Source organism: Methanococcoides mangrovi, assembly GCF_052057775.1.
Lineage (GTDB): Archaea > Halobacteriota > Methanosarcinia > Methanosarcinales > Methanosarcinaceae > Methanococcoides.
The window spans coordinates 1636659-1660378 of the sequence record NZ_CP195121.1 but is presented as its reverse complement, the minus strand read 5'-3'; the positions used below and the strand labels follow the sequence as shown (position 1 = coordinate 1660378).

The window sequence follows — 23720 nt, the reverse complement described above, 5'->3', positions numbered from 1 at the left end:
GTCAGGATTTTAAGATATAGAACAAAAAATGCAAGGTCAAAATAGGAATCAATCTCAAAAAGTTGAGATAAAGAAAGGAAAAAAATCATCCCTTTCTAAAGAAGAATGCTATACCCAGAATAGCAAGAATAGAACCTAACAACTCGAATCCCGGCATTGAAGGAAGCTCCGATTTAGCATAGATATCCTCTGGCTGGGTGTTGCCTACCATGTGCCATTCTGCCTTATTTCCATCAACTACGTTCGCATTGGAATCAACAATTTCACCCGGCATTTCAAGATAGTAATGCACATCTATGGCAGCTGCACCGTATTCTGAATGATCTGTGGTGAAGTTATCGGTTATCGTATGCCTGTATATCAGGTAGTCGCCTTCCTTTTCGGTATATATGTTCGGCGGGACAAGGCCGGTGATGATCATCTGCACTTCGTCTCCGTCCCAGACCTCGCTGTATTCTCCGCCTTCAGAAGCAACAATTTCACTGATCTTTGCTTCCTTGTTCATCAGTGAGTACACATACGAGCTGGTCTCTATGATCATCGTATGCTCTGCAATGTCACCGTTCCTATCGACCTTGGTATCATAAGTAAGCGTCACGCAACCGCTGATAAAGATACTGAAAATAAGTATCAAACATGAAAGATATCTGTAATTCATATTATCCCCTCATAAAATATTCAACCACAACACAATACAACACAAATAGTTGTTCTCTTACTATAAATGGGGAACAGGAACATACTTAATGGTATCTATTCATACTAATTTATAATGTGAGAATTTCTTCGAACGAAGAGGTAACATGGCATAACTAAAGACAAAGAAGAATAAAACAAGTGTTGAAGACTTCCTCAGCGCTGTGGATAATGAGAAGAAACGAACCGATTCCTTTGCCATTATGGAACTAATGCAGGAAGTAACAGGTGAAGAACCCTCCATGTGGGGAGACAGCATCATAGATTTTGGTAGTTACAAATACAAATCATGCCAGTGGCCGTACAGAAGAATGGATGCTGACCGGATTCTCACCCCGAAAGCAGAACCTGACACTTTACATTATGGATAGCTTTGAACAATATGAGAATCTGCTAAGGCAGACTTGGCAAGTATAAACTAGGAAAATCCTGCCTGCATATTAAAAACTGGAAGATGTTGATCTGGATGTTCTGCAAGAGTTGGTAAAGCAGTTCGTGGATTATGTGAAAGAAACAAGTGCCTGAAATGTATTTTGCAGTTTTTGAATAAAATTTCCACAGTACTCAAATCGGAAAAAGTACCACATCATTCCAAATTTCATTTGTTAATCGGAATAGAAAAAGAAAAGATGAGAAGGATCGGTCATCAATCCTTCCTTCTGGAAATAATATATGCTGATAGCAAAATACCAGTTGTCAGCATTATGCTAAATCCTGGAGCTGATTCCGATCCATCCTGTGATTCGGAAGTATCTTCAACAACTTCCTCATCAGGTATTTCTTCCTCAGGAATTACCATGGTTGCATTACCCATATCATCTGAAGTGGAAGTATCGATCTCTTCTTCCTCTTCAGGCTCTTCCTGAACTGTCACGATCACTGCATTACCAACACCTCCACCACTACCACCTGTAGATGAAGAGGTTCTTGTAATAGACACAAATGCTGTGTTGATGTTGCCAGCACCATCGGTCACATTTGCATAAATGGTATTTGCACCGATGACCAGAGGTACTGTTGCTGTGAATGTTCCATTGAAATCGACAAGTGTTGTTGTTGCGGTAACACCATTAACAGTAACCACTGGAGCTGACCCGGTTCCATTGACTGCACCTGAAACTGTAATTGAGCTCTCCTTTGTGGATGATCCGTCTGCAGGCGAGGCAATACTGATCAGTGGCAAGACGTCATCAATACTAAGTGGCAGGTAGTCTGTGTTATTTAGAGACAATTCATTTTCACTTAGAGGTGAATCGCAGAACCCGTCGAGGTCCGTATCATCGTTCACCTGGCTGAAACCTGTTGTACCATCGGGATGTGCCCAGTAGTTACCACCAAGGTAGGACCCTCCAACTATATTTGTTCCGGCAGTCATGGTGGTGTTCCAGATATTTCCGGTATTAGTACCTAAGAAGTTGGCATTGTTATTGTTGTTGAAATAATTGTCATAGATCAGAACGTTGACTGATGACTCGAACCAGATACCATGACCATTATTCGAAATAATATTGCTCGTCAGAGTATTGCTGCTGGTGTTCAGCAGACCGACACCGATGTCAGTATTAGAGTCCGCTGTGTTGTTATTAAGCGTGTTTATATTGCTGGACTGAGCCAAACTTATGCCCACATGGTCATTCGAAATTGCTCTATTGTTTAAAAGATCGTTGTTGTTACTGGAATTTTGTAACCTGATACCAAAATCGAGATTCAGTGATGCAACGTTGTTGTTCAGTTCATTATAGCTGGAGTTAAACAACCAGATACCTGTATCGATATTAGAGTTTGCAATGTTATTGCTCAGCGTATTATAACTGGAATTCAACAGACCGATACCGGTGTCATTATTGGAGTTTGCAATGTTGTTACTCAGCAAATTATTACTTGACTGATCCAGCCTGATCCCGTCGGAATTGTTCGACAGGCTGTTCTCAGCAATAGTACAGCCCTCAACTCCATTGAGAAGTATTCCAACATTGTCGTTTGAACCCAGCACATAAAATCCACTGATATCAACATTATTTACAACCACATTGATCACGTAGGGATTCGGACTATCGATCTGGATAATAGTATCATCCGAATTCCCGGGATCCGTAGTGATCGTCAGCTCCTTGTCCACGACCAGATTTTCTGTGTATATTCCAGAATAAACATGGATCGTGTCTCCATTATTTGTATTCGGATCGTCTATCGCAGCCTGTATCGAAGTAAAATCAGCTACTGGTCCTGTGCTGTTATTTACTGTGAAGATAGCTGCAGATGCTGCTCCAATGGTCATTAAACCCACAAGTACTAAGAAAATCATTGAATATATTCTCATTAGAATAATTCCCCCATATATAATTAGAAGTACTAATTAATAAATGTCTCTATCTATCCTATGAAATATAGATGAAGGATTTAAGATTTCAGGAATGGAGAAACTCTGTTCTAATAACTGGAAACACAATAAGTTTAATAAAAAAGAAGAGAGAAAGTGAAGTGTTAGCTTCTCTTCCTCATAAACATGTGGACTCCAACCAATATCAGGACCAGTGATCCTGTTGAGATCCAGGGAATTCCATTGGATCCTGGCTGTGTATCCTCATCCCCTTCTGCAGAAATGTCCTCTTCTGTTGCTTTTGTGTCGTCCTCAATAAGCATACTTTCCTGTTCTTCTGCAAAACCGGATATTGCGAATGGCGAGAAGCCAGGGGTTTCTGCCTCGAAGTAGACATAGTCATCATCTTCACCGACATTGGCCGTAGGAAGTGGGTTCCATTTTCCATCACTATAGCGGTATAATGCAATTTCTGATACATCAATAGTATTTCCAGAGATCCATTCCTTGCTTACCCTGAAACCTATGATAGCATCATCGATCTTGTCGTCACCAAATGCAGCATTACCCACCCATATGTTCATATTCTGAGATATGATACCAGGGGCCGGTGAATCTACCAGCGATGAAGTACCCTTCAAAACCTCGATCATTGTATTGATCTGACCAGCATTGCTCAGACCCCTGAAAAGAACATAATCGATGTAGCACTTTTCTTCACTGAATTCGTATTTGGATACTTTCCCTGCAACTACAAAAGAAGTAGCAGCATCTTTCACAAGAATATTATCGAAGGCTTCACCGGTAGAACCGCCACCACTACCGCCGCTACTACCTCCACTACTACCTCCGCTGCTACCGGAAGATGAAGAGGTGCGTGTGACATTTACAAATGTGGTGTTGGTGTTTCCGGCAGCATCGGTAACATTTGCATAAATGGTGTTAGAACCCAGAACCAGAGGTACCGTTGCCGTGAAGGTGCCATTAAAGTCAACAAGTGATGTTGTTGCAGCAATATTATTCACCATAACTACCGGCAAAGATCCTGTACCGTTCACGAGACCTGAAACTGTGATCGAACTTGACTTTGTGGACAATCCGTCTGCAGGTGAGGTAATACTGATCAGGGGCAAGACGTCATCAATACTAAGTGGCAGGTAGTCTGTGTTATTTAGAGCCAATTCATATTCACTTAGTGGTGAATCGCAGAACCCGTCGAGATCCGTATCATTGTTCATCTGGCTGAAACCGGTAGTACCATCTGGATGTGCCCAGCAGTTCCCTCCGAGGAAGGGGCCGCCAGCGATATTAGTTCCAGCAGTTCTGGTTGTGTTCCACACATTTCCGGCATTAATACCTAAGAAGTTGGTATTGTTCGTGTTGTTGAAATAATTGTTGTAGAGCAGATTATTGTTTGCATCTTCGACATAAATACCGTATGAATTATTGGATATAGTGTTATCTTTCAACGTGTTCTCGCTCGATTCCAAAAGACCTACACCTATGTCAACATTCGAGTTTGCAGTATTGTTGCTCAATGTGTTGGCGGTACTGGACTGCCGCACGCTTATACCTACGTGATCGTTCGAACTTGCGATGTTATCGAGCAGTGTGTTCCCACTTGACCCCACTATCCTGATACCGTAATAGTTTTCAGTTGCAGTATTATTGCTCAGAGTGTTGTTGTTGGAATTCTCAAGATGAATACCATCGTCAAGATTATACGACAAAATATTGCTGCTCAGGGTATTGTTATTGGAATCCAGCAGGCTAACCCCTATATCAACATTCGAGTTTGCATTATTGTTCCTCAAAGTGTTGGCGGTACTGGACTGCCGCACGCTTATACCCACGTGATCGTTCGAACTTGCGATGTTATCGAGCATTGCGTTGCCACTTGATCCTACTACCCTGATACCGTAATAGTTTTCAGTTGCATTATTATCTCTCAGCGTGTTGTCGTTGGAATTCTCAAGATAAATACCATCATCAAGATTATACGACAAAATATTGCTGTTCAGGGTATTGTTATTGGAATCCAGCAGGCCAATACCTGTATCGTCGTTCGAATTTGCAGTATTGCTGCTAAGCGTATTGTTATTGGAATATACCAGTTTGATACCAGCATAGTGTGAAGTGAGGTTGGTGGCATCACCATTTGAGTTTGCAGTGTTACCAAGCAGTATATTGTTACTGGAATTCTCAAGGAGAATACCATCATCAAAATTATATGAAACAATGTTACTGTCCAGTCTGTTACTGCTGGAATGATCCAGATCGATACCATCTGAATTATTCAAAACATTGTTATTATCAAAGATGTTATTATTGGAATTCAGCAGATCGATACCTGCTCCAGTGTTCAGGTTTGCAGTATTGCTGCTCAGTGTATTATCACTGGAATCCATCAGACCGATACCTGTGTCGAGGTTCGAGTTTGCAATATTATCACTCAACATATTGTTACTGGAATTAACCAGCCAGATACCCACATCGGGATTCTGGTTTGCAGTATTGCCGCTTAACGAATTATAGCTGGAATTTACCAGGCCGATACCTGTATCATCGTTCGAGTTTGCAATATTGTTACTCAGCAAATTGTTGCTTGACTGATCCAGCCTGATACCTGCAAAGTTGTCTGATAAAACGTTATCAGTAATTGTACAACCATCAACTTCACTGAGAAGTATTCCAGTATTAGTACCTGATCCCATCACATTAAAGCCACTGATTGTGACGTTGTTTGCATCAACTAAAATTACCTGACTGCTCGGAGCATCTATCCGTACAACAGTGTCATCCACGTTGTCAGGATGTGTATTAATGGTCAGTTCCTTGTTCACAATTACATTTTCCGTATAGATCCCAGAGTAAACAAGGATAATATCCCCATCAACTGCAGCATTCACAGCATCCTGTATAGAAGTATAATTTGCCATATCTCCGGTACTATTGTTCACTGTAAACGTTTCTGCTGAAACTGTACCTATTGCGAAAAAAACCAGAAGTACTACTATAAGAATTGAATATATTCTCATTTGAATAATTCCCCCTAATATACAATAGAACTAGAACTTAATAAATATCTCTATTTGATTCTCTATGGATCAGTGAGAAATCATCTGCTGATCAAAAAACAAAATAAAAGAAAATCCTCATATTTTGATCAAAAAATGTTAAACGCCGGATTTTTTAGATCGTTGGATATATCATATTCAGATGGATCAGTTATTCTAAATTGAGAACTGAGATTTTTATTGGTAGTTCTCAATGACTACAGACAACAATATCAAATTGCCGATGATATTGAGGAGAACTGTATTATCGACCTACATATTCTACGACCTTGCCATAAACTTTTTTCATCTGTAATGCCAGCTTTGCTATCTTATTGGTCTTTTTTATACTATAATAGATCTCTAAATCAAAGTTATACCTTGACTTAAAATAACTAATTGAAGGCATATTTGCACCCTGTATCTCACAATATTTATATCCCATTTTGTGACCCCATTCAATTATTTTCCACTGGACCAAATCAACAGGGTAAATTCCTTTTTCATCAATTCTGGTAGCACCAAGCCATATTGAAATTTTATCCTTATATGCAGTTGTGACTATTCCTGTAACCGGGCCTTCTTCATACTTTGCCATAAAGATCTTCAAGTTGGCTGGATGATATTCTTTATACAGGTCAAGAAAATAATCTTTTGATGTTGAGAGCTCAACTTCCTGTTCATTTAAACGTCTTTCAAGTGATCCAATTATGAAATCATAATCACCAGAATCACCTTCATAGACTTCAATACCCTTTTTTTCACAGTTCAATATATTTTTTCGAATCTGTTTTTTAAAGTCATTCCATACAGTGTCCAGATCTTCAATATTTTTTATAAAATTATATTTGGGGATAACTTCATACTTATTCCACAGGAAAGGTCGTGCATCGATCAGATTTGGAGATGTTTCTATTTGTATTAACCCAAATCTGTTACTGGAATTGATATAATGATCCAATTTAAGGACAAATTCTCTAAAATAATATTCTTTTTTATCCTGCTTAAGGGTATCAAAGTTCGGGAATATAGGACCCAAATGCTGAACCATTGCATTATTAATTGGAGAAGATAAACTGTTGAAAAAATACTTTTTTTTAGAAAATAAGGGAATAGCTGCAATGATCTCATTACCTAAACAACCAGCTAATAAATGCAATTCTGAATTTGTGTGTTTTTCAATAATTTTTAACCATTCGATCTTATGAACTATTGTTCCCTGAGGCGATTGGTCTACAACATCATCCCATAAATGAAGTTCATCCTTTTTCAACTCCCTCACTATTATTTCAGACATTGTTATCCCACCATTCACACATGTCGTTCTCCACCTTTTATACAGAGATCTTATTTATAAAAATAATTCATTGTCTCCTTGTATAAAGAACTTATTAAAATACACATTATAGTTCGTAACCTTCAACGTCCATTACGTACATAACATAGATCGATCCGGGATGCACTTATCCACAAAGACTGATGTTACTATAGGAGATCACTGCCTTATTCAGATAAACTCCCTTTATGATACAGTATCTTATAAGACACTAATATATTTATTCAAATTACCTAATACATGGCATAATTTTTCAATAAGTTATAGTGTGGGATTTCAGAATTCCGAAAATTCGAGATGCATACCAGAGATGGATCCACCATTCGAAAAAATCATTCCCACAGGAAACAGACAATTTCAGACGAAATATTTTTTCAGATTCCTTGTACATTTTAAAACTTGTAATAACATTAAAAATTAAAAGTTAAAAAGGAGTATCAATGGCTAATGAAATAAAATAAGGATTTATAAATTAAAATAAAGTATTGTATTATTAAATAAAATATTATAGATTTAACAAAATTAAACTGAAAATAAGAGATGGAATAACTATATTTGTCAAATTTATAGAATTTAAACCTCTTAATCGATTAAAAAGATAATAATATTCAGAAAAAAGAAATTAAAAGCAAAATAAACCTTAGAATATAGAGAAAGATCATAATTTAATTTCTTGAAATATAAAAACTAATTAAGACCTTATTTTGAATAATATTAACTTTCTATTTATCCATAAGTGAAAAATATATTCTAATTGGATAGAAAAGATATAAATCAATAAATATTAGTTTAAAATTGATCTTTTTGATAATTTATAGTTCTATATTTTAAAAAATAGAAATTAGACAATTTTAACCTGATTTATAGATTCTAATTTCTTCTTAAAAATAAAGCTCATATAATTATCGAGAATAAAAGCAAAAAAGTGATTATATCCATTCATAACAAAGCAAAGCCCATATATACGTGTTATTTCGTTATTGGCTTCATTCCTACTTCTCAATAAATAAAATAATTTCTAAAAATGGAGCTTGAGGATATTGAACTCTGTTATGATGGTAAAGAAAGCTATTCGCTATAGCGTAGTGCAGAATATCCTGCAATACTATGAATGCCCTGATAGCTGTAATGCAGAATGTTGCAGTAATGGAAGGATCCACATATTCGAAGATGAGTTCAACTTCCTGAAAGAAAACTATAATGAGAGAACGAAAGGTATCAAAAGTGATGATATAATACCATCTCTTTATACAATGGACACCCCGTGTCCTTTTCTTGATCGTGTCAACAGATGCGATATCCATGTAAAAAGACCAACTGTTTGTGGCATGTATCCTTTCAAAGTGAACAGTTCAGGAACATCACTGGGATTGCAGCCATGTCCTGTGGGCTTTGAGGTGATCAAAGACCTGGCATCCTGGGCAATGAACACAATTTCAAAAACAGGAATTTCTGAAGATGAAAAAGCTGAAAAAATAATGGAATGGAAGAATACTGTCGAATCCTATGAACAGGAGGCTTTGGAATTCCACACCAGGGAGTCGCTGCAGGAAATGCAGATCCCTTTCGAAGAACTTGAAATGTTCTCCATGTTCCTGCTATCGAAAAAACAGTAATATATGCCAGTGATGGAATTGATAATAAGGATCTTGTGCTGAAAGAAAAAGAACTTATCAACATCCTACGCGGATCTTAGCCTTTTTATGAGATACTCATATCCAGAAAGAAAAGGTAGCTATAGATATCATAAAAAAAGCAGACACTCATCTTACCAGAGAATAATTTTAATGGGTGCTGATTTACTTCTATTCTATAAAAAGAACATTTCCTGCATTTTGCCTCAATAGATCCTGATATAATACAATACATCAATATATCCCGATGATGGACAGAACATATGGTACACGACACCTGACTTTTGGTAAAGGATGAATCAATTATGAAGATGTTAATGTTCGATGCAGAATATTTTTGGTTTGACACTTTCAGCAAGACCCTAGAAAACGTTGAAGACGTGGAAAAAGAAGAGAAAATAGAAAATACCGCTGTTATTTTCATACATGTTGAACTTGAGGACGAAGAGAGAACAAGCAAGATCGTGAAAAATGCAGTTAAAACATTCAAGTGGTATCTTAATAAAGTAAACAAAGAAAAAATAGTCCTGCATTCCTTTGCACACCTCTCATCAAGTACCTCTTCCCCTGAATTTGCAGCCGGGGTTATTTCAGAAATTAAAGAAAAATTAGAAAATAAGGGAATAAAGGTTCATACAACACCCTTTGGCTACTTCTCAGAGTTTTCTATCCATGTTCGTGGGGAATCTCTTGCAAAGGTTTTCAAAGAAATTTGAAAACCCTATGATCTCTTATAGAAAGACCAAAGGAATGGAATATGAAATTCAGAGAAAGCCGGATGCCTGATGAAGATGTATGGCAGTGCTTTTTGAACCGGACAGGACCCTTCAAAAGCCGGGTTTGAATTATAAGATAGAAAATATAACTTATTTTGGTTGCAGTTGTGGAAGCTTTGCAAATCAGGCTGCAAAGATAATAAGTGTAAAGGTCTAAGCTATAGACATCGACCAGAAATAATAAAGAGAAATATCACCCCCGGAGAGCTATCAACTGAACCTCAATTAGCAGCTCTCCCGGGAAAGTGCAGTCACACGATCGCACCTGGCCATCCGGCCATGTTAAAATCATGGATAGCTAAAACTCACCATGCAGCAAAATTCGATCTTCACCTGACGATGTACGTCACCTGAACCGACAGGGATACAGTGTTCTCACCAGGTTCAATTGGCGTACTTGCTATTGCCTCTTCAGCCATTGCAGGGACTTCATAATATACCGGATATGCCTGACCCTCATTTATGGATGATGATTGCACACCCACGATCTTTACACCCAGGCTGTCTGCAAGCTGAGTGGCCTTTGAGGATGCATCATTCACAGCTGCTGTGAGTAGCTCATCACGAAGCTCATTTTGCTTTTCATCAGATACAGTGAAAGAGACACCGCCGATCTGGTTGGCACCTGCGGCTGTTGACCTGTCAATAATATCTCCCAGTTTATCCAGGCTTTTTGTGGTAACCTGCACATTGTTGGATGCAGAATAGGCTTCAATTGCTGGTTTACCATCGTAGCTATAGACCGGATAGACTGAAACGTAGGATGTTTTGATCTCATTATCCTCCAAACCAAGATCCCTGAGTTCCTTTATGACAGCGTCCATAAGTACAGCATTCTCATCTGAGGCTTCCTTTGCGGTCGGCGCCTGTACAACAACACCTATGCTCAATGAAGCAGTATCAGGAACCACATTAGTTTGTGCATCTCCTGTTATGAAAATAGTACTTTCTGTACTCTGATCGGAGCTTATGAACGGAACGGCATATATAACAGCTGCTAATAGGACCACAGCAATCGATAATGCGAGAAGGACGTAGTATAATTTATTGTTAGATGTTTCTTGCATAGCACCCACTCCAATTATGTATTAAGATCTATTACTATTTAGACATATTCCCAAAATTTAAACTGATGATGTTATTTCAAGCTAGCAGCTCCAAATCCACCAAACTCCAAATACATCAAACAGGACAATTGGCAGTATTTAGAATATTTAGAACATAATTTCAAGGGAGAAGGTATGATCCCTGAAAGAGAACTGGTTCATGCTGATGGTTGTATTCACATTGACAAGGAAACCAATATTTATTACTTTCAAGAACTCAATTGTAAACTAAGGACTCAAAATGGATCATGAATGATACACCAATCTGAAAAATAGGAGGAATTGCATTTAGCGATGGTACAATGGAACTTCCGGAGATGCTAAGGATCGAGGGATATGAGATCGCTACTTTTGCTGCAGGGAGCTTCTGGATAGCAGAAGCTATCTTTCGTAAGGTTCAGGGTGTTGCTGCGACCGCAGTAGGCTACATGGGAGGAAAAACTGACTATCCCACATATGAAGAAGTAAGCGAGGTAGACGCCGGTCACATAGAAGTTGTCCAGATCGTTTATGATCCAAAAGTTGTGCCTTATGAAAAGCTCCTGGAATTGTTCTGGGAACTGCATAACCCCACGGCCCCCGCTGAGAAAGAGGAAAAGGTAGCAGATCAATGTCGCTCAGTCATTTTTTATCATAGCGATAAGCAGAGATCTCTTGCAACACTTTCAAGAAGAGAGATCGAAAGTTCCGGTAAATTCAAGAAGCCCATAATCACCGAGATACGTCCGGCTTCAAGATTTTTCAGGGCAAAGGAATACCACCAGCAATATTTCGAAAAAATGAGCTCAGGCGGATCTATTATAAGATGATCTACGATCGTGGGAAGTCTGAAATAATATCTTTTTATTTCTTTAAGTCTTTTTTTGTTTAGCAAATAAGTACATATGATCCCTTGATCATATCAAACAGAACAATGGATCCGATAATCCTTTTACTCTCAATGCTCATATTGGGGAAGAATTGGAGATTTGGGAGAGATCTTAAGAAGAATTTGGTTAAAATGATCTTAAGGGGCGAAGTAAGTCCTGAATGAATTTGGCCCTCATGAATTAGAGCTATCTGAAAGATCTCCTAAAATAACTCGCAAGAAATTCGTTCTTTTTAGTATACATATGCGTATCCCGTAACAGCGCTATAAAGATAAATAGATCAATAGTTGTGATAGCTCTCTGTAGAACTCACACTATCGATCCCGATACTACGCTGATTTTTGCTGCTATGGGAGTCGAAGAGCTCAAATAATCAGTATCCATTTATGAAATCATCTAAGACGTTATTAATATCATACAACTTCTCTTTAGTTATGTTATATAATGATCCAAATAATCTCCTTTTTCAGGATGAATATATTCCCTATAATCCTTTGAATTGTATGTAATATATGGTCCGGGATCATTTGGCAGGAATTTAATGGCATCCATAACAGCTTTTACGTCATTTTGTTTTACATAATAGATCAGGTAATATTCACCCAGTTCTTTTTGTATTGACCACAAATATTTGCCATATTTAAAAAAGAAAGTTTCCTGAAGTGCATGTAAATCGGTAATCCTGTCTTCAGACTCCACCATAGCTTCAATAGCCTTCAAAATCTTTTTCAAGATAATCACCTTATAAAGATTGTTAACTAATGTAACCTATATATTTTTGTTATCAATATCCATGATAATTAGAAATTAATATTATTCAAGCCAAAAATAATTTGATTGTTTTGGTCACTTCTAGAAATGAAGTTAAAATTTAAAAGAAAGAATAGTCAGATTTTTGCCGACATCACATCCAAAAATAAACCGTAATTCTGAGATGTATACAAGAAAAAGATGCAATCTAGGAGATTGCAGACAATTTGCACAATCAAGAAGCCATTTAAGTAACATAACAAACAAGATAAAAAAGTAAAACTAAAGCGTTAAAGTTGTGTGACATTGCACAAAAAAGTAAAAGAATAGAGGAAATGATACTCAAAACTTTATTGAGATTTGGTCACTCCGTTAAGTCTTTCAAGTTCAAAAATGCCCTTCCATTTTGTAGATCAGTATTAAAACTTTTTTTTACTTTTTCAAGCGTCTGCTTCAAAATTCCATTTGAAGAAGGAGCGGCCGGAATGTGTATTATTGAGATATTATCATTTCTTACAAAAAAGCCGGAAAAAAAGCATATAGTACCTACTTTTATTGAAACATTTAAGGTACAATCCTAAAAGAAATCTTACAAGGGACTCAACAGGAACATCTGCAGAAGGATACCTTTTCCATTTTTGAATAGGAATAGATACTCAATAGAGCGATCGATCCAACGATCATGAACGATATATAAAATAAATCAACAGATATCTGAGTTACAGTTCCGGATATGAGTAAAACCTTGCACCAACACCAATGGAAATGGTTGACAATCTCTTAAGGGTCAAGAGTCGCAGATATAATTTTACATTTTCTGCACCTAATGGAATAAAATAGTGTTCTCTAAGAGTACGTTGAACCATATGAAACAGAATGCAAGGATCAAGAAACCATTTACATTCATTTATCATGTATGGAATTTAGTTCATCCATGAATCAATTATGGATATCCAAAAACGTAAAAAATAGATCATGCGATCATGCCAGAATATTTCTATCTTATCGCACATCTTTAATTTGATCTTTTAAGAGAATATTACCCTTCACACCCACTTAATATTTCTTAGGTGGTCTGTGGCTCTGGAAGCATTCCCTGCAATATACCGGTCTGTTAGGATCCGGTACGAAAGGCACTTCAGTTTCCTGACCGCAGTCAGCACATGTTGCTTTATGCATCTCTTTTGGTCCGTTGTTGAAACCACGGCGCCCAGCACCTCTGTTATTGAAACCTCTTCGTTCCATTGTTAACCTCCCTTTATATTCAATACCAAATTAATCCAAAAGAGCCGACTTGTGAATCCATTATTCTTGGAAGGTCTCGATGAACTAGTTGACTGTTATCCAAAATGGCATGATAATATATACACATGTTGGTCTTAAGGTAGTTAAAGAATATACTAAAAAGAGTTTATTCATTTCATTTATTTGAAATTTTTGGGTGTATCGTTTTTAGGGTCCTTAACTATCACTACATCACACTCCTAAATAATGAGTACTTAGTGCTAGTGAACATTTGTTTTAATATAACTTGATACAAACCTTATTAAAGGTAGGAAGTATATATATAACAAATTATATAACAAATCTTTTTTTAAAGGTTTGTGCATATTGTTAAAAGTTTATTATTGTTATGTGAATGGATGAACAAATGTTCATTTGTTCTATTATTTGTTGTGGGGACTATAATGAGCGATAAACCAAAATGTACTTTTTACGGTGACTCTAATGATATCAATGGTTTGATACGTTGTGTAATTAGAGCATTGGATAAAGCTGACATGCATAAAGAGAAACTTGAATACATGAGAAAGATCAATCGTGAAGGGAACATGTTCGATTCCGCGATCAAAATTTCAAGTAATTATGTGGAATTTGTGGAAATTGAATAAATATCCACAAATCCTTTTCAGAAAGGGTATATTATTAGAACAACCTGGCGATTAGGATGGATTTTTCACAAATTTATAAATAAAGAGAGAGGGTTTGGAATTTCCAATTACCATTATTTAAAAAACTGCGGGGTTATAGATAAGACGAGAAAAGGCAATTCTTAAAACTTCTGGAAAATTATCCCTATAAGCTAAATATTATACTTAAACACTGTTTTTGAATAAATATGGAAATCTCTTTTTCGTTTTTTCAAGGTAGAAATACCAGGATGTGGATGAGAACTATGTTGTCATTACCAATGACAACGATTTTGTTAACCGGACAGCTAAATGTATTGTATCTGAAGATGGAGGCATAGTGGAGATGCATATCATTTATTCATCACTTGAAGAGATCCTCCCTGAACTGATGGATACCGGGTTTTTTGTTGCTTGATTTTTTTTAAAATGAATGCATAATGTATTTATAGCAAAATAGTTGTTTAATATATAAAATGACTAATCAGTCAATCATAGAGATAATTCATGAAAGAAAAGATCGAAGATAAAAAAGCAGCCCTTCTGAAGGCGGCACTGGACCTCTTTACTGAAAGAGGCTTCCACGGAGCTTCCACTGCCCAGATATCAAAAGAAGCAGGTGTAGCTACAGGTACATTGTTCAATTATTTCCCTACTAAAGAGGACCTCATTAATGATCTGTATTTTGATGTGAAGGGTAAATTAAGCCGAAGCATGGGTGAAGATCTTCAGACACAGAGCACTTTCCATGATAAATTAAAGAAGATCTGGTATAATATGATAGAATGGGGACTCAATAATCCGGAAGATTTTCTTTTTGTCGGTCAGTTCTGCTCTTCTCCCTACATAACGAATTATACACGTGAGATAGTCATGAAAGAATATGTATTCCTTCATGATCTTGTGAAAGAAGGAATAACAAATGGCGATATAAAGGATTATTCCGCAGAACTTGTCATGGCAATGTTCTATCAGTCCAGCAGGACGGTGGTCAGCTTTATCCTTGATTCTGAACCACAGGACAAAGATAAGGTCATTGCAGATGGATTTCAAGTTATCTGGGAAGGGCTGGTCAAAAAATAATATTTTTTATTCAAGTTTTTGAGTGATTAGTCACTCAAAGTTTACTGATAAATAACTTAATCAAAAACAGAGGAAATTGAAAATGGATAAATCAAACTCAAGTGAAAACGTGATCTTTCCGAAAGGACAAGAACTTCCGGAAATGTTCAGCAAGTATTTTTCAGGTAAAGCATGGCTTAGCATGCTGGTTGGAAGAGAGAATGAATTTAATTGTCCCATCGGCAATGTAACATTCGAACCCGGATGCATAAATAATTGGCATAAGCATCCTGGAGGTCAGATCCTGTTAGTAACAGGCGGACGAGGTTACTATCAGGAAGAAGGAAAGCCTGCACAGGAACTTAAACCTGGTGATGTCGTGCTGATACCTTCAAATGTAAAACACTGGCATGGAGCTGCACATGACAGCTGGTTCGAGCATCTTTCCGTTGAGACGAATATTAGTGCAGGTCCGGTAGAATGGCTGGAACCGGTAGCTGATGAAGACTACAAAAAATTGAAATGAATTTGACCGAGTAAAAAAGAGAGGCATGAACATGGCAGAAAATATTCAATCAAAAAGTTATGCCGGAAAAGATGAGTCCGGAAAGCTGGTTCCCTGGTCCTTTGAACGAAGACCTGTAGGCGATAATGACATTCTAATTGACATTAAATATTGTGGAGTTTGTCATTCTGACATTCATCAGATCAAAGGACACTGGGGACCACAACCATATCCACAAGTTCCTGGTCATGAAATTGTGGGTGTGGTTTCTGCTGTTGGAAAGAACGTAACAAAGTTCAAAGTCGGTGATCGTGCAGGAGTTGGTTGCATGGTTAGCAGTTGTATGGAATGTGAAAGCTGCAACAATGGTGAAGAACATCATTGTGACAACGGTGCAACTATAATGACATATGGTTATCCTGAAGAATCATCACCTACAGGTATAAGCCAGGGAGGATATTCCCAAAACATCGTTGTCACCGAGCATTTTGCGATAAAGATCCCTGATTCCATTGATCTTCAGGAAGCTGCTCCATTACTATGTGCCGGTATTACTACATATTCACCTTTAATGAAAGCTAATATCAAAAAAGGAGATAAAGTAGGAGTTGCAGGAATTGGTGGGCTGGGGCACGTAGCTATTAAATTAGCCGTATCAAAAGGTGCCGAAGTTTATGCCTTTACAACCACTGAAAGCAAAAAAGAAGATTGCCTTGCATTCGGAGCAACAGAAGTTATTGTTGTTAACTCGCCAGGCGACCTGGAACCATGGAAAGGAAAAATGGATTTCATGATATCCACAATTCCATACGCATATGAAATGTCATCATACATTGATTGCGTAAGACCAAACGGATACTTCACTCAAGTAGGACAACCAATTGGAGGAGAACTCACAATTAACAACTTCAATATGATCTTCAACAGAGTGAACTTCAATGGATCACTTATTGGAGGAATCCCGGAAACTCAGGAAGTAGTTGATTATTGTGCAGAAAATAAGATCTATCCGGTAATTCAGATGATCGAACCTGAAATGATCAATAAGACATGGGATAAGGTCGTAAATAAAGAAGCTCGCTATCGATATGTGATTGACATATCATCCTTATAATAGGACCTGACCAGGTCCTTGCTTTTTATCATAAAAGGCGAGGCTAATTTCAGCGAACAAAAAGAAGGCATGGGATAATAAATGTCTGATCTGAATGAAGTGAAATGTCTGGTAGCTTATTTTTCGCGTGCTGGCAATAACAATCTCAGTGGCAAGATCGTAAATCTTCCGGTAGGAAACACAAAATTGTTAGCCGGCATGATTTCCGAAATAACGGGTGGCGATCTTTTCAGTATTGATACAGTACATTCCTATCCAAAGGATTATTCTGCAACCGTCAACGTAGCAAAAAAGGAATTGAATGGAAATGCCAGACCTGAACTTTCCAGCCATGTGGAGAACATGGAATCTTATAATGTGATTTTCCTTGGTTACCCTAACTGGTTGGGAACGATGCCAATGCCGCTGTTCACGTTCCTGGAAGAATATGACCTTTCCGGAAAGACCATTGTTCCGTTCTGTACGCACGGAGGAGGCGGAATGGGTCGCAGTGAGGACGATATTGCAAAGCTTTGCCCGAAAGCGACACTTTTGAAGGGATTCGCTATTCAGGGCTCTCTTGTAAGTGCTGCAAAAAAGGATGTTGAAGACTGGTTGGAATCGATTAGCAGGGTGTTTTGAATCATCTAAGAATGAAAGTGAGGCTAAATAATGAGTATAAGTGAAACAGCAAAACGGAATCGTGATGAATTATTCCTCGATCAGAAATCGACTTTGAAAGTAACAGACCCGGAACTTATGGAAGTTTTCGATAATTTTGCTTTTGATGAAGTGATCAGCTATGGAAATATAGATAAAAAGACCAGAATGATGGTAATTCTGAGCTCGCTGATAGCAAGCCAGACCTTAAGTGAATATAAAGTAATGCTCAACGGGGCACTTAATGTTGGTGTAACTCCCATCGAGGTCAAGGAGATAGTATATCAATCCATACCATATGTGGGATTTGCAAAAACTGTTGACTTTATTCATGCCACCAATGAAATACTGGAAAGCAGAGGAATTGAACTGCCATTGGAAGGTCAGTCTACAACTTCACCTGAAACACGATTTGAAAAGGGACTGGAAGTGCAGAAGGAGATATTCGGTGATATAATCGATAATATGTACGAAGCAGCACCTGAAAACCAGATCCATATTCAGAAACATCTTTCTGCAAACTGTTTTGGTGATTACTACACCAGAAAAGGTCTGGATGTAAAAACAAGAGAGCTACTTACGTTTTCTATTATCCTGACACTTGGCGGATGCGAAACTCAGTTAAAAGGGCATATCATGGGTAATCTGAATGTAGGGAACGAGAAAGAAACACTGCTCAGCACAGTTACACAACTTTTGCCGTATATCGGATATCCAAGAACATTGAATGCGATTACTTGTTTGAACGAATTGATACCGGAATAAATTTGATGGTGGATCAGGGAGATAGTTTCAATGAGCGAAAAAGCGTTCCATAATGATATTTTTGAACGTGACAGGTCTGGAGAACCGGTTTCTATAGATGACCCGGAATATCCTAAATTAAAGGAAGTGATTCATCGTGCTGTGGAACTAACCACCATATTGAATACTTCAGTTCATAATGAGGATGAAATAAGAAGCCTTTTCAGTGAGTTGATAGGTTCTGAGGTAGATGAGTCCTTTTGGGTAATTCCTCCATTCTATACAGATTTTGGACGGAATATCAAGCTCGGTAAAAATGTGTTTATCAATCACGCATGTACCTTTATGGACAGAGGTGGCATAACTATCGAGGATAACACCAAAATAGGACCCAAGGTAAATCTTATCACATCCAATCATCCATTGGATCCGGCCCATAGAAGAGAAGTAATGTCAACTCCGATATGGATCAAAAAGAATGTATGGATAGGCGCTGCCGCAACGATTTTACCTGGTGTAACTATCGGAGAGAACTCTGTTGTAGCAGCCGCAGCTGTCGTTACGCAAGATGTTCCTCCTAACACAGTCGTGGCTGGTGTACCGGCAAAGGTTATCAGAACTTTGTAATGCTTATTCATATATACTAGTACAATCTCTAGTTGTCTGACTGATTAGTCACTCTTAGTAACTCCGATGAGTTGCACGTTTATAAAAAATAATGACTGATTACTCAATCATGCACATGTGTTGAGCATATAGGACCTTTTAGAAAAGGAAAGTTGATGGTATAAATTATGAATTAGAGGAATAGATAATGTCAAAAAATAATAAAAGCACATTAATTATGGTTGGTCTTTTCTTGATGGTTATTGCTGTTACAGGATGTATTAGTAATTCTGCTAATGACCAACAAGACAGTACAATATTTCCAAGAGGAAACAATGTTGCTGGAGGCCCACTTGAAGATACTTTTACAGGAGACGTATGGGTAGAAATGCTTGTAACTGATGATACTTTCAACTCTCCATCGTATAATGTAATATTTTCAGAAGGAGCAAGGACCGACTGGCATTCTCATCCTGGGGGGCAACTTCTATTCGTCACCAGTGGAGAAGGTTATTATCAAGAAGAAGGTAAACCAGCAAGGTTACTGAAAGCCGGAGATGTTGTAGAAATTCCACCAAATGTCATACACTGGCATGGTGCAACAGCAGATAGTACATTTGAGCATGTTGGGGTCACTACAAATCCACAAGCAGGAGCTGCAGAATGGTTTGGAAATGTTACTGATGAACAATACAATAATCTGGTCATGGGATCAGAAGAAAATCTAGAGGCAGATAATATGGTGCAAGAAAATAGTGAACAAGAAAGATTTGATCCGGGGGATCTTACTTTCGATCTAAGTGATAATGTAATTTTAGAAGAAGTTCGATTCAAAAATAAATTTGGAGTAGAAGTTGCAGGTCATTTATACGTATCTAAAGATATAAATAGGTCCCAAAAATATCCTGCAATTATCGTTGGAACTCCTTACGGCGGAGTAAAGGAACAGGGCGCAGGCATCTATGCTCAGGAGATGGCTCAAAGAGGTTTTGTTGCTTTAGCCTTCGACGAATCTTATAATGGTGATAGTGGAGGAGAACCAAGACATATCTCATCTCCGGATCTGTTTGTTGAAGATTTTAGTGCAGCGGTTGATTTTATCGGCACCAGAGACTTTGTAGACAGGGAGAAGATCGGAGTTATTGGAATTTGTGGCAGTGGAGGATTTGCACTTACTGCAGCTCAGGTCGATCCGCGTATTAAAGCCGTTGCTACTGCAAGCATGTATGATATTAGTAGCATGTTCAGAGATGGATTCGGATATACCTTGACTGATGAACAGCGTGCTGCATCTTTAGCTCAAATGGCTGAGCAAAGATGGGTAGACTTTGAAAACGGAAGTCCATTAGTACCTACCGGATTCCCTGGTGAACCAGCAGAATCAATTCCAGAAGGTTTAGATCCTGTCACAAGTGAATTCTTTGAATACTATGCAATGGAAAGAGGATTCCATCCAAATGCAGGAGCAGCATTTACCACAACAAGTGGTATGTCATTTATGAACTTCCCTCAGATGAACTACATTGAAACAATTTCCCCAAGACCGATTCTTTTCATCATGGGAGAGAATGCTCACTCCAGATATTATACTGAAGAAGCATATGAAAGAGCAGCTGAACCAAAAGAATTGGTAATTGTTCCAGGAGCAAGACACATCGATCTGTATGATGGTGGAGAGAATGACTATATTCCATTTGACAAGTTGGAATCATTCTTCAAAGAAAACCTGAACTAAAAGAATATGGCAAAATAGAAAATCATCTTTCTATTTTTCCAATTTTAATTTTTTTGACATTGTACTAACAAGTGAGGATTTAGATATGACAACTCGCGAAATAAAGAATGGAACAAAAATCAACATGCATTTCGGTAGCAAAATCATTCCTGGAATATTAAATGATGGTAAACCTGCCAGAGAACTCATCAGCAGACTGCCCTATACAGTCCGTGCCAGCAGATATGAGTTTGATGTTTGTGGTGTAATGGATCAACCATTATCATATAGTGATGAAGACCTGGTTCCGGGATGGAAAAATGGTGATATTGACTTTACTACTCAAGGAGATTATTTTACCATTTTGTTTGCTAATGAAGAAAATTGCTATGGTGAATTTATAAATCTTGGTGTTATTGACTGTGACCCTTCCACGATGGATTCATTAAATGGCAGCTTTGATATTTTGATAGAACTGGCCTGATGGGATGAAAGAAGCCAGTAATTTTTTTGAAAATAAATATAGTGAACAAAGAGGATATCTATTGTGACTAAAAGAGAATTTACGAGTAACGATGAAAGCGCAAAGAAAATATATATTGGTTCTTTTTCAAATTCCAGTAGCGTACATGAAATTGTAAGCCTGATCAATGAAAAGTTCTTCCGGTGATATCTTTGTACTGTCACTATCCTCTATTTCCAATACATAAATACTTTCAAATTAAATATCAACTGAATGTGACTTAAAAATTGTAAAGATTAGTTACTGAAGGTTTACTTTTTTAGATACCCACATTCCCAATGTATCAGATAAATTCAATCATCTCGTTTCTGATTTCAATGGTGAGGTAAAGTTACTCCTTTTTCCTCTTCATTTTCAAGCCAGACTTATCCGCTGTGTATTTCAGCGAACTTTTTAACGAAGGCAAGCCCCAGACATGTGTCACCATACCTTCTTTTGCTGGAGGCATCCACCTGTGTAAAAGGACTGAATCTCTTCCTGCATTTCTGATGCAATCCCAATGCCTGTGCCGGTAACTGCCTGAAAAAGTAAAAAAGACATGCCTTTTGAGACATGTCACTGAAATACTATCACATTATTTCTCTATCTCGTTATGGGTCTCATGCACATAGTGCTGGCCTCTCATTGCAGACAGCAGAGCTGCTATTGCTGAAAGGATTGCACCTATGATGAAGGATACTCTCAACGCAGGCATGAAAGCCTGTTGCAGAGTCTCTGGGAACCAGTAGTTACTGGTCAATGTCTCAACCACAGATTCTGGTATCGAGGATACGATGCTGCTGTCCATTACGTTCAAGATGGTACCCATTGGGTTGTATCCAAGGAAAGCTGAGAATAATGCATTGGTAGGGGATATCTCTGATATCTGGTCTGCAAGATTCTGTAGGATCGGGGCAGTCTGTGTCGATGCAAAATTTGTGAATGATTCATGTATTGCATTAGGGAACGTTCCCTGGAGACCTACGATCACGATAGTGAAAAAGAGTCCCATGCTCAGTACCATAGCTGAGTTCATCAGGGTCGACATCATACCTGAAGCAACTCCCCTGTCCTCGGCTGGTACTGAGTTCATTATAGATGAACTGTTAGGTGAACTGAACATGCCGTTACCTATTCCCATAAGGAAAATGAGAATGCCAAGTTCCCAGTAGTCGAAATTGTAAGGCAGCATAGCAAGTCCCAGGAATACCACTGTCACAAGTGCCATTCCGGAAGTAGCTATCCATCGAGGTCCATATTTATCTGAAAGTATTCCTGATATCGGACCCATTATGATAAACCCGATGGTCAACGGAAGCATATAAATGCCAGCCCAGAGGGGCGTATCCTCAAAACTATAGCCCTGAAGCGGCAGCCATATTCCCTGAAGCAACAGTATCAGCATGAACATTATGCCTCCTCGTGCAATAGCAGCCATAAAGTTTGCAAGGTTTGAAAAAGCAAAAGCCCTTATCTTGAAGAATTCAAAGCGGAACATTGGGTTCTCTGCCCTGCGTTCTACGAACGGGAATGCAAGAAGCAGTATAATTCCTATTGCAGAAGTAATGTGCACAAGTGGACTGTTCCATCCCATTGCATCCATAATTCCATCATGTTCGTAAGGCATTAGCCCATAGGTGATGCCCACCAGAAGTGATGTCAGTCCGCCAATGAAGAATACATTTCCAAGTATGTCTATGCTGGTTTTCTTTGCTTTGAAAGAAAGTTCTTCCATTTTCCAGTATGACCACACCGTTCCGATCAGAGCAAACGGGATATTTACAAGGAAAACATAGCGCCAGTTATAGGTTACAAGTATGCCTCCAAGCAGGAGTCCGATGAACTGGCCTGACATGAGAGCTACCGTGTTGATGCCAAGTGCTTTTCCCCTTTCGCCGCTGGGGAAAACATCGGTGATTATGGCCGGACCGTTAGCCATGGTCAGTGCGCCACCCACTGCCTGCACGAACCTGAAGAGTATAAGTTCTATCGCTCCGGTACTGCCGGTTCCGGGTGTAAGATAGAGCATAACCGATCCGATCATGAATATGAAAAATCCGAGTCTGAAGAGTCTCACTCTCCCGTAAATATCTGCAAGCCTTCCGATACTGAGAAGAACTGTAGCCGTTACAAGTCCGTAGCCCATTAGTATCCATAGTAAGTATTGGAATGCATCCGGTTGCATAGGATCTAGCTGGATTCCGTTGAAAATAGCAGGAAGCGAGATAAGTATAATGCTGCTGTTGATAGTGGCCATAAATGATGCAAGTAAGACGGTAAGGAGTGCCGTCCACTTGTATGGGAGACCATGTCCCTTTCTATGAGATATGTTCTCTGTTTTTACATTATTTTTATTTTCCAAACTATTACCTTCTGTAAAT

Annotated in this window: 21 protein-coding genes; 13 read left to right on the top strand and 8 right to left on the bottom strand. The window is 38.3% G+C overall.

From position 1 onward, the window contains the following. Positions 1–85: 85 nt before the first annotated feature. From ACR3I3_RS08350 to ACR3I3_RS08335, 4 genes are all read right to left on the bottom strand, one after another. The gene (locus ACR3I3_RS08350; RefSeq protein WP_440951806.1) at positions 86–658 is read right to left on the bottom strand and encodes a hypothetical protein; all 573 of its coding nucleotides are present in this window, start codon (positions 656–658) and stop codon (positions 86–88) included. A gap of 684 nt (positions 659–1342) precedes the next feature. Continuing rightward, complete coding sequence (locus ACR3I3_RS08345; RefSeq protein WP_440951805.1) at positions 1343–2974, bottom strand: NosD domain-containing protein; 1632 nt, start codon at positions 2972–2974, stop codon at positions 1343–1345. Positions 2975–3180: 206 nt separating this feature from the next. Then, on the bottom strand, positions 3181–6054 hold the full coding sequence (locus ACR3I3_RS08340) for a right-handed parallel beta-helix repeat-containing protein (RefSeq protein ID WP_440951804.1): 2874 nt from the start codon (positions 6052–6054) through the stop codon (positions 3181–3183). A gap of 283 nt (positions 6055–6337) precedes the next feature. Then, on the bottom strand, positions 6338–7369 hold the full coding sequence (locus tag ACR3I3_RS08335; protein WP_440951803.1) for a GNAT family N-acetyltransferase: 1032 nt from the start codon (positions 7367–7369) through the stop codon (positions 6338–6340). Between the two features lie 1079 nt (positions 7370–8448). On the opposite strand from ACR3I3_RS08335, the gene ACR3I3_RS08330 reads away from it, so the two are divergent. Both ACR3I3_RS08330 and ACR3I3_RS08325 read left to right on the top strand, forming a co-directional pair. Beyond that, positions 8449–9024 carry a YkgJ family cysteine cluster protein gene (locus ACR3I3_RS08330; protein ID WP_440951802.1) on the top strand — a complete coding sequence of 192 codons (576 nt, stop codon included), beginning with the start codon at positions 8449–8451 and terminating at the stop codon, positions 9022–9024. A 335-nt stretch (positions 9025–9359) separates the two neighbouring features. After that, on the top strand, positions 9360–9758 hold the full coding sequence (locus tag ACR3I3_RS08325; protein ID WP_440951801.1) for a threonyl-tRNA synthetase editing domain-containing protein: 399 nt from the start codon (positions 9360–9362) through the stop codon (positions 9756–9758). Between the two features lie 389 nt (positions 9759–10147). Here ACR3I3_RS08325 and ACR3I3_RS08320 read toward each other — a convergent pair whose 3' ends face one another. Further along, positions 10148–10885 carry an SIMPL domain-containing protein gene (locus ACR3I3_RS08320; RefSeq protein ID WP_440951800.1) on the bottom strand — a complete coding sequence of 246 codons (738 nt, stop codon included), beginning with the start codon at positions 10883–10885 and terminating at the stop codon, positions 10148–10150. 341 nt (positions 10886–11226) lie between these two features. On the opposite strand from ACR3I3_RS08320, the gene msrA reads away from it, so the two are divergent. Next, a complete protein-coding gene (msrA, locus tag ACR3I3_RS08315; RefSeq protein WP_440951799.1) occupies positions 11227–11733 on the top strand; it encodes a peptide-methionine (S)-S-oxide reductase MsrA in 507 nt (168 codons plus the stop codon). A 492-nt stretch (positions 11734–12225) separates the two neighbouring features. On the opposite strand, the gene ACR3I3_RS08310 is transcribed toward msrA, so the two are convergent. Both ACR3I3_RS08310 and ACR3I3_RS08305 read right to left on the bottom strand, forming a co-directional pair. Then, positions 12226–12525 (bottom strand): hypothetical protein, encoded by a 300-nt coding sequence (locus tag ACR3I3_RS08310; RefSeq protein WP_440951798.1) that lies wholly within the window; start codon positions 12523–12525, stop codon positions 12226–12228. Between the two features lie 1074 nt (positions 12526–13599). Continuing rightward, entirely contained in the window at positions 13600–13788 is a 189-nt protein-coding gene (locus tag ACR3I3_RS08305) for a CxxC-x17-CxxC domain-containing protein (RefSeq protein WP_440951797.1), read from the bottom strand. A gap of 443 nt (positions 13789–14231) precedes the next feature. Between ACR3I3_RS08305 and ACR3I3_RS08300 the strand changes: the two genes are divergently transcribed. The 10 genes from ACR3I3_RS08300 (at position 14232) to ACR3I3_RS08255 (ending at position 21321) form a co-directional block, all read left to right on the top strand. Next, positions 14232–14435, top strand: coding sequence for a hypothetical protein (locus ACR3I3_RS08300; RefSeq protein WP_440951796.1), 204 nt, complete (start codon positions 14232–14234; stop codon positions 14433–14435). Positions 14436–14706: 271 nt separating this feature from the next. Continuing rightward, a complete protein-coding gene (locus ACR3I3_RS08295; protein WP_440951795.1) occupies positions 14707–14871 on the top strand; it encodes a hypothetical protein in 165 nt (54 codons plus the stop codon). A gap of 89 nt (positions 14872–14960) precedes the next feature. After that, entirely contained in the window at positions 14961–15536 is a 576-nt protein-coding gene (locus ACR3I3_RS08290; protein ID WP_440951794.1) for a TetR/AcrR family transcriptional regulator, read from the top strand. Positions 15537–15618: 82 nt separating this feature from the next. After that, a complete protein-coding gene (locus ACR3I3_RS08285) occupies positions 15619–16041 on the top strand; it encodes a cupin domain-containing protein (RefSeq protein WP_440951793.1) in 423 nt (140 codons plus the stop codon). Between the two features lie 31 nt (positions 16042–16072). Beyond that, on the top strand, positions 16073–17134 hold the full coding sequence (locus ACR3I3_RS08280) for an NAD(P)-dependent alcohol dehydrogenase (protein ID WP_440951792.1): 1062 nt from the start codon (positions 16073–16075) through the stop codon (positions 17132–17134). Positions 17135–17215: 81 nt separating this feature from the next. Continuing rightward, positions 17216–17755: a flavodoxin gene (locus tag ACR3I3_RS08275; protein WP_440951791.1), complete on the top strand. Its 540-nt coding sequence runs from the start codon at positions 17216–17218 to the stop codon at positions 17753–17755. A 30-nt stretch (positions 17756–17785) separates the two neighbouring features. Continuing rightward, positions 17786–18538, top strand: a complete 753-nt coding sequence (locus ACR3I3_RS08270; RefSeq protein ID WP_440951790.1) for a carboxymuconolactone decarboxylase family protein — start codon at positions 17786–17788, stop codon at positions 18536–18538. A gap of 30 nt (positions 18539–18568) precedes the next feature. Further along, a complete protein-coding gene (locus tag ACR3I3_RS08265; protein ID WP_440951789.1) occupies positions 18569–19144 on the top strand; it encodes a sugar O-acetyltransferase in 576 nt (191 codons plus the stop codon). A 187-nt stretch (positions 19145–19331) separates the two neighbouring features. Further along, on the top strand, positions 19332–20858 hold the full coding sequence (locus tag ACR3I3_RS08260) for a cupin domain-containing protein (protein WP_440951788.1): 1527 nt from the start codon (positions 19332–19334) through the stop codon (positions 20856–20858). Between the two features lie 85 nt (positions 20859–20943). Continuing rightward, entirely contained in the window at positions 20944–21321 is a 378-nt protein-coding gene (locus ACR3I3_RS08255) for a cyclophilin-like fold protein (RefSeq protein ID WP_440951787.1), read from the top strand. Positions 21322–21934: 613 nt separating this feature from the next. On the opposite strand, the gene ACR3I3_RS08250 is transcribed toward ACR3I3_RS08255, so the two are convergent. Beyond that, the gene (locus ACR3I3_RS08250) at positions 21935–23701 is read right to left on the bottom strand and encodes an MFS transporter (RefSeq protein WP_440951786.1); all 1767 of its coding nucleotides are present in this window, start codon (positions 23699–23701) and stop codon (positions 21935–21937) included. Positions 23702–23720: the final 19 nt, after the last annotated feature.

What these genes read in the sequence shown, in the direction of transcription:
- ACR3I3_RS08260 (WP_440951788.1), top strand. Translation starts at nt 19,332, where the DNA reads ATGTCAAAAAATAATAAAAGCACATTAATTATGGTTGGTCTTTTCTTG.
- ACR3I3_RS08300 (WP_440951796.1), top strand. Translation starts at nt 14,232, where the DNA reads ATGAGCGATAAACCAAAATGTACTTTTTACGGTGACTCTAATGATATC.
- ACR3I3_RS08325 (WP_440951801.1), top strand. Translation starts at nt 9,360, where the DNA reads ATGTTCGATGCAGAATATTTTTGGTTTGACACTTTCAGCAAGACCCTA.
- ACR3I3_RS08305 (WP_440951797.1), bottom strand. Translation starts at nt 13,788, where the DNA reads ATGGAACGAAGAGGTTTCAATAACAGAGGTGCTGGGCGCCGTGGTTTC.
- ACR3I3_RS08275 (WP_440951791.1), top strand. Translation starts at nt 17,216, where the DNA reads ATGTCTGATCTGAATGAAGTGAAATGTCTGGTAGCTTATTTTTCGCGT.
- ACR3I3_RS08340 (WP_440951804.1), bottom strand. Translation starts at nt 6,054, where the DNA reads ATGAGAATATATTCAATTCTTATAGTAGTACTTCTGGTTTTTTTCGCA.
- ACR3I3_RS08265 (WP_440951789.1), top strand. Translation starts at nt 18,569, where the DNA reads ATGAGCGAAAAAGCGTTCCATAATGATATTTTTGAACGTGACAGGTCT.
- msrA (WP_440951799.1), top strand. Translation starts at nt 11,227, where the DNA reads ATGGAACTTCCGGAGATGCTAAGGATCGAGGGATATGAGATCGCTACT.
- ACR3I3_RS08345 (WP_440951805.1), bottom strand. Translation starts at nt 2,974, where the DNA reads ATGACCATTGGAGCAGCATCTGCAGCTATCTTCACAGTAAATAACAGC.
- ACR3I3_RS08335 (WP_440951803.1), bottom strand. Translation starts at nt 7,369, where the DNA reads ATGTCTGAAATAATAGTGAGGGAGTTGAAAAAGGATGAACTTCATTTA.
- ACR3I3_RS08285 (WP_440951793.1), top strand. Translation starts at nt 15,619, where the DNA reads ATGGATAAATCAAACTCAAGTGAAAACGTGATCTTTCCGAAAGGACAA.
- ACR3I3_RS08290 (WP_440951794.1), top strand. Translation starts at nt 14,961, where the DNA reads ATGAAAGAAAAGATCGAAGATAAAAAAGCAGCCCTTCTGAAGGCGGCA.
- ACR3I3_RS08270 (WP_440951790.1), top strand. Translation starts at nt 17,786, where the DNA reads ATGAGTATAAGTGAAACAGCAAAACGGAATCGTGATGAATTATTCCTC.
- ACR3I3_RS08320 (WP_440951800.1), bottom strand. Translation starts at nt 10,885, where the DNA reads ATGCAAGAAACATCTAACAATAAATTATACTACGTCCTTCTCGCATTA.
- ACR3I3_RS08350 (WP_440951806.1), bottom strand. Translation starts at nt 658, where the DNA reads ATGAATTACAGATATCTTTCATGTTTGATACTTATTTTCAGTATCTTT.
- ACR3I3_RS08280 (WP_440951792.1), top strand. Translation starts at nt 16,073, where the DNA reads ATGGCAGAAAATATTCAATCAAAAAGTTATGCCGGAAAAGATGAGTCC.
- ACR3I3_RS08255 (WP_440951787.1), top strand. Translation starts at nt 20,944, where the DNA reads ATGACAACTCGCGAAATAAAGAATGGAACAAAAATCAACATGCATTTC.